Genomic DNA, 6,554 nt, shown 5'->3' on the forward strand with positions numbered 1-6,554 from the left:
GCTGTCCAGCCGTAGTCTCTCCGCCTGTTCCCGGTCCACCCTGCGGAATAACAAGAATGTGAGGTGCAAAGCAAAAATGAAACGAACTTGTATGTCCCTTCTGACAGCTCTATGTCTGATGCTGACTATCCTTCCTATAACGGCACTAGCAGACAGCCCAGACGATGGCACTGCCCGGACCACCATGACTCTAGCGGAATTTGTGAAAGCGGTCGAGGACGCCAACTACACCTACGACGGCGAGGGCATCACCGTCCAGTGGAGCCCTTCGTCCGCTTGCACGGACAACCAGGCAAACCATGAGTGCCTCTTTGAGGACGGAAGTGAAAAACATCCGGCCGACGGCAACAATGCCCAGCGCATCCAGGCGCCCAATGCCCAGTACCAGATCTTCGGCGGACAGACCGACGTGTCCATCTCCAACGTTCACTTCGTCTTTGTGCCCGCCGACTACACCCTGTGCATGAACAGCACATGGGGCGGCACCGCCACGGCGGACAAGACCCCCAACGCCGAGCTACAGATGCAGAACACCGGCGACGTGACCTTCACCGGTTGCACCTTCGACAAAGTCATCGCCAGCCCCTTCGGCAGCACTACCAGTACGGTCTTTGAGAAGTGCGAATTCTCCAACGTGTACAACGCCTACGCCATCAAGGACATCCACTCCGCCGACACCCTGGTGACTGGCTGCACCTTCACCAACTGTAGCGGCGGTATCTATCTGGAGGGTTCCACCCCCAAGGATGAGATCACCATCACCAACAACACCTTCATCAATATGGACACTTACGCGGAGGCGGGCAAGAAGTTTACCCGCGGCCTGATCCAGTTCTCCGCCGCAGGCGACTACAGCAATGCCGCCGTTACCATCAGCGGCAACCAGTCCGACAACGAGGCCGCCGTGCTGCGGCAGCTGAATCCCACGGTTACCGCCGCCGTGGTGGATGAGCAATCGCTGAAAGAGGATAACCAATTTGCTGACAGTGCAGCAATGTTGGTCGGTGATACGACAATTACAGCGAACAAGACCATCTATATAAACGCAGATACCGGCAATGACAGCAATGCCGGCAGTACGGATGCACCCGTCAAAACCTTTGCCAAAGCTCTGACCCTGGCCAATGCGGGGGATACCATTGAGATTACCGGCGATCTGAATCATAGCATCCAGGGAATTACTAAGCCATTGACCATTCAGGGCGCAGGAGAGGACCGCGTGGCCGTCAGCGGCGGCGTGGGGCTGCCCGTGGCCAACGGCACGGTTACCTTCCGCAATCTGAGTTTCAATGGTAGTTCTACCTTTGGAAACTATAGTCAGGGCTCCGAGTACAGCGGTCTGGATCTCGTGATCGACGACTGCGCCTTCACTCAGGCCGGCGGCAACTGCGTGTACATCATACCTGAGATCGACAGCCTCACCGTCACCAACTGCGACTTTAACAGTGCTGTGACCAGCTATCAGAAGCAGTACATGATCTGGCCCTATGCCGCCAAGACCATCACCATTACGGACAACACGTTTAACGGCCAGGGCCTTACCCGCGCTCCAATCCACCTGGGCGACGGCCATCCCGACGGCACCACTGCCACCGTCAGCGGGAATACCATCAGCGGCTTTGAGCGGGGTGTGCAGCTGGCGCTGATCAATGATGCGGAAAACACCGTGACCATCAGCGGCAACACCTTTAAGGATGTAACGCTTTCCACAGGCACTTCGGCAGAATCTTATGAGACCGCCACCGTCTTTATCCACGAGACACAGAAGAATAATACCCAGATTTCTTACACCAACAACAAGCTGACCGGCAACAGTGAGCGTGCCGTCTATACGGAGAACGCCGTCGTGGATACCGCCAAGCTGTTTACCAACTTCAGCGGCAACACCCTGGGCGACGGGGAGAACGCCCCCGACCTGGGCACGCTGGAGGAGAACGTCTTTGACCCGTTCGTGGCTCAGATCGGCCAGAACAAGTACAAGAGCCTCGACGCTGCCATTACAGCTGCCGGAAGTATGTCCGGTGACGTGATCATCACCCTGATTGCCGACGCGGATTACTCCAACGTATGCAGCAATGCGAATAACGCTTCCAATACCATTTCGTTTGACCTGTCGTCCGCAACCAAGCTGTCGAGTCTGAAAATTCAGGGCGCCAGCCAGGATGTGCAGATCATCAGCGGTGTGAATGGCAACGGCATCGACGGTGGAACTGATGTCGAGCCCCACCCCTATTGTCCCAAAATCAGTGTCAAGCTGCCGGAAGGTGTTTCCTTCACCGTGGAAAATCTGACCTTCCCCAACGACCTGCAGTTTGATTCTGATGACGGCACGGTGGTGGTGCGGAACTGTATGTTCAACGGCTCCATTTCCGGCTATCCCCAGGCCAAGAGCATCTCCTACCTGAACAACACCTTTGATTTTAAGGGCACAGCCGACAATTTCTATTCCGGAAACGCCTATCCTGTGTGGTACAAGGTGACCGACGGCAATAAGCTTGACCTGATTTTCACCGGGAACACAGTCATTGGTTGCCGCGGCGTTCATGTGGAGTGCAGAGGCGGCCAGGCCAATATCCGGGTGGACAACAACCGCTTTGATCTGTCCGACAGCAATAATCTGCTTAAAGTTGTTGCGCTCCAACTGGTGAACCAGCTCAACGGCAATATCTCCTTCCAAAACAACTATGTGGACGCTTACATGGCAATTTGCTTCTATAAAGATCTGGAAGTGGTTGACGGAGCTGCGCTCGCCGCGGAGAATAACTACCTCGTGGGCGATTGCAAGCTCTATGGCTCCAGTGAGTGGAACCAGGACATGACCGCTTCGGACGCCTTTGCCCAGAGCATTATTGATAAGCTCACCGGCACTGGCAGCACCGTGACCCCCGGTCACACGGATCACAACTATGTGGACGGCGTGTGCACCATTTGCGGCCAGTCGGAGCCCACTTCCTCCACCTCCTATGCCATCACTGTGGAGAGTAGCGACAACGGTACCGTTACCGCCAGCCGGACCCGTGCCAACAAGGGCCTCACCATCACCCTGACTGTGAAGGCCGACGAGGGCTATGCTCTGGACACCCTCACCGTTACCGATAAGAACGGCAATGAGATCAAGCTCACCGACAAGGGTGACGGCAAGTATACCTTCACTATGCCTTCCTCCGCTGTCACCGTGAAGGCCTCCTTTGCCAAGGACGACACCTCCGTGGAGACCGGCCTGCCCTTTACCGACGTGAAGGCTGACGACTGGTTCTATGAGGCCGTCAAGTACGCCTACGACAACAAGCTGATGGACGGCACTTCCTCCACCACCTTCGCCCCCCTTATGACCACCAACCGTGCCATGATCGTCACCATCCTGTGGCGGCTGGAGGGCAGCCCTGTGGTCAACTACGCCATGAACTTCAGCGATGTGGAGAGCGGCGTGTGGTACACCGAGGCGGTGCGCTGGGCGGCTGCCGAGGGCATCGTCAAGGGCTACAGCGACACCGTGTTCGCTCCCAACGACACCGTGACCCGCGAGCAGCTGGCCACCATCCTGTACCGCTATGCCGAGTACAAGGAGTACGACGTGTCCGCTAAGGGCGACCTGACCACCTTCGCCGACGGCAGCACCGTGTCCACCTGGGCAGCCGACGGCATGACCTGGGCGGTTGGCTCTGAGCTCATCACCGGCAAGGACGGCGGCAAGCTGGATCCCACCGGCACCGCCACCCGCGCTGAGGTTGCCACCATCCTCATGCGCTTCTGCGAGAATGTGGCAAAGTAATAACTGATACCATCCGGCCCGACGCGGGAAAGTTTTCCCGCGTCGGGCTTTTTATGTATCCGTACCTGCCCCTATAGCTAAGCCTCCTCCTGCAAACCGGCGGATACCCTGTCGCAAAATAATGGTATACTTTCCCCGGTTTGCGTGGTATAATACAGATGCTAATTGTGGCTTTATGCGCAACATTGCGCTTTGAATAAGGCAAGGACACAGCATGGATAGAGGCGCCAAGCGGTGCATGGCCGTTCCCTTTTTCCGGCGAGGCAGGGCCGGAAAGAGCGGAATACCACCGCTTTTCTTTTTGTGTGCTCAGATCCGGACCGTGCCCACTGATAAATACGAAAAACGGATTGATTGTAAAGGAGTGTAGTAAGACTTTTATGGCTGAAAAACTGAAAATCATTTCTCTGGGTGGTCTGAACGAGATCGGCAAGAACCTGACCGTCTATGAATACGGCGGGGATATGATCATCGTGGACGTAGGTATGGGCTTCCCGGATGACGATATGTACGGCATTGACGTGGTCATCCCTGACTTCTCCTACCTGATCAAGAACAAGGACCGCATCCGGGGCATCTTCCTGACCCACGGTCACGAGGACCACATCGGTTCCATCCCCTATCTTCTGCGGGATGTGAACGTCCCCATCTACGCCACCCGGATGACGGCCGGCCTTGTGAAGCTGAAGCTGGAGGAGCACCGTCTGGTGAACAAGACCAAGCTCATCACCTGTGAGGCGGGCGAGACCGTGAAGGCGGGCAAGTTCACCGTGGAGTTCATCCATGTGAACCACTCCATTGCCGACGCCTGCGGTTTTGCCATCAAGTGCGCCGTGGGTACCGTCATCCATACCGGTGACTTCAAGATCGACCCCACCCCCATCCAGGGCGGTATGATCGACCTGGGCCGTCTGGGGCAGTTGGGCAAGGAGGGCGTTCTGGCCCTGTTGGCCGACTCCACCAATGTGGAGCGTCCCGGCTTCACCAAGAGCGAGCGCAGCGTAGGCGACTCCTTCGACGCCCTGTTCCGGGGCTGTGAGCAGCGCATCATTATCACCACCTTCGCCTCCAATGTGGACCGCATCCAGCAGATTATCGATGTGGCCGCCCGGTATGGCCGCAAGGTGGCCGTGACCGGCCGCTCCATGGAGAACGCCATGAAGGTGTCCACCGAGCTGGGCTATATGAAGATCCCCGACGGGGTTCTGGTGGATCTGGCTCATATCAAGAGCCTGCCCAAGAACAAAATCTGCATCATCACCACCGGCAGCCAGGGCGAGACCATGTCGGCCCTCACCCGTATGGCCTTCAACACCCACCGCCAGGTGGATATCCAGGCCGGTGACCGGGTGATCCTCTCCGCCTCCGCCATTCCGGGCAATGAAAATGCCATTGGCAGCGTCATCAACGAGCTCTACCGCAAGGATGCCGAAGTGGTGAACGAGCGTGAGCGTGCCCTCCATGTTTCCGGCCACGCCTGTCAGGAGGAGCTGAAGATCATCCACGCTCTGGTGAAGCCCAAGTTCTTTATCCCCGTTCACGGCGAGCAGCGGATGCTGAAGATCCACGCCAAGCTGGCCCAGCAGATGGGCATGAACCCCAAGAATATCATCATCAGCGACATCGGCAAGGTGATCGAGCTGACTCCCAACTCCGCCAAGATCAACGGCACTGTGCCCGCCGGCCGGGTATTCGTGGACGGCTACGGCGTGGGTGATGTGGGCAGCGTGGTGCTGCGGGACCGCAAGCATCTGGCCGAGGACGGCATGATCGTGGTGGTGGTGTCCATGTCCGGGGAGGACGGCACTGTGGTGTCCGGCCCCGATATCATCACCCGCGGCTTTGTCTATGTGAAGGAGTCGGAGGGGCTGATGGAGGAACTGCGAAAAGTGGCCATTACAGCGCTGGAGAACTGCCAGCGGGACAACCTCACCGACTGGGCCGCCATCAAGTCGGAGATCAAAAACTCCATATCCAACTTCCTGTACAAGAAAACCAAGCGCAACCCCATGATCCTCCCGGTTATCATGGAGGTCTGATGCAAACAATGAAAGCGGCTGCCGCAGATGCGGCAGCCGCTTTTTTATATAAAAAACGGGGCCGCTGCCATTGGCAGCGGCCCCGTTGTGCTTGTCAAAACTTACTTCAGGTTGAAGAAAGCATCCTTGCCCAGGTACTGAGCCACATCGCCCAGCTCCTCCTCGATGCGGAGCAGCTGGTTGTACTTGGCCACACGGTCGGTGCGGCTGGGAGCGCCGGTCTTGATCTGGCCAGCGTTCAGAGCCACAGCGATGTCGGCAATGGTGGCGTCCTCGGTCTCGCCAGAGCGGTGAGACACGATGGCGGTGTAGCCGGCGCGGTTGGCCATCTGGATGGCGTCCAGAGTCTCGGTCAGGGTGCCGATCTGGTTGACCTTGATCAGGATGGAGTTGGCAACCTTCTTCTCAATGCCGGTAGCCAGACGGGTAACGTTGGTGACGAACAGGTCGTCGCCCACCAGCTGCACCTTGTCGCCGATGGCCTTGGTCAGCATAGCCCAGCCTTCCCAGTCGGTCTCGGCCATGCCGTCCTCCAGGGAGATGATGGGGTAGGTCTCCACGAACTTCTTCCACATATTGACCAGCTGCTGCTGAGTCATCTTCTTGCCGGACTTGGGCTGGATATAGCACTTCTCTTCCTCGTTCCACCACTCGGAAGAAGCGGCGTCGATGGCGATCATGAAGTCCTCGCCGGGCTTGAAGCCGGCCTCCTCGATGGCCTTCACGATGACCTTCAGAGCGTC

At 57.5% G+C, this 6,554-nt stretch carries 2 protein-coding genes and 1 pseudogene; 2 read left to right on the top strand and 1 reads right to left on the bottom strand.

The features are described from left to right. Window positions 1-202 precede the first annotated feature (202 nt). Together IHN22_RS02605 and IHN22_RS02610 are read left to right on the top strand one after the other, a co-directional pair. On the top strand, window positions 203-3,772 hold the full coding sequence (locus IHN22_RS02605; protein WP_191433315.1) for an S-layer homology domain-containing protein: 3,570 nt from the start codon (window positions 203-205) through the stop codon (window positions 3,770-3,772). 380 nt (window positions 3,773-4,152) lie between these two features. Further along, on the top strand, window positions 4,153-5,811 hold the full coding sequence (locus tag IHN22_RS02610) for a ribonuclease J (RefSeq protein ID WP_191433316.1): 1,659 nt from the start codon (window positions 4,153-4,155) through the stop codon (window positions 5,809-5,811). A gap of 101 nt (window positions 5,812-5,912) precedes the next feature. Here IHN22_RS02610 and eno read toward each other — a convergent pair. After that, a pseudogene (gene eno, locus IHN22_RS02615) lies at window positions 5,913-6,554 on the bottom strand (phosphopyruvate hydratase); the annotation flags it as partial.

The organism is Flavonifractor sp. An112, from assembly GCF_904377885.1.
Classification (GTDB): domain Bacteria; phylum Bacillota; class Clostridia; order Oscillospirales; family Oscillospiraceae; genus Flavonifractor; species Flavonifractor avicola.

Bases quoted from the DNA above. Each gene is read 5' to 3' on its own strand.
- IHN22_RS02610 (WP_191433316.1), top strand. From the start codon at position 4,153: ATGGCTGAAAAACTGAAAATCATTTCTCTGGGTGGTCTGAACGAGATC.